The sequence below is a fragment of the Halolamina salina genome (genome assembly GCF_042678005.1).
Taxonomy (GTDB): domain Archaea; phylum Halobacteriota; class Halobacteria; order Halobacteriales; family Haloferacaceae; genus Halolamina; species Halolamina salina.
The window spans coordinates 1,567-2,007 of the sequence record NZ_JBHUDH010000100.1; the positions used below are offsets into that span (position 1 = coordinate 1,567).

1 pseudogene is annotated in these 441 nt (G+C 73.0%); it reads right to left on the reverse strand.

The window, feature by feature from the left end:
* Positions 1-441 (reverse strand): annotated as a pseudogene (locus tag ACFR9S_RS09175) (thiamine pyrophosphate-binding protein); the annotation flags it as partial.

Consider the following 441-nt stretch of genomic DNA (forward strand, 5'->3'; position numbering starts at 1 on the left):
CCGATCGGCGACCGTTTCGGCGTCGTGGTCGCCCGCCGGGATCTCGGCCGTCAGCGCCGCGAGCGTCGACTTCGCGTCGGCGACGATCCCGACCGCGGGCTCGTAGTTCGTCCCGAGGTCGTCCGGGGAGAGCGTGACGTGGACCAGCGCGTCGGGCACCTCGAGCGTCCGGCCGCGCGTGACCAGCTCGTCGAAGTCGGTGCCGATCGCCAGCGCCGCGTCGGCCTCGGCGACGTACTCGTGCATCTCCGGCGTGGTCGCGCCACAGAGCACGCCCGCCGAGAGCGGATGGTCCTCCGGGATCACGCCCTTCCCCTTGTACGTCGTCAGCACGGGCGCGTCGTAGCGCTCGGCGAACGCGAGTAGCTCCTCACTGGCGTTGGCGCTCCGGACGCCGCCGCCGGCGATCACGACCGGCGCGTCGGCGCCCTCGAGGATCGA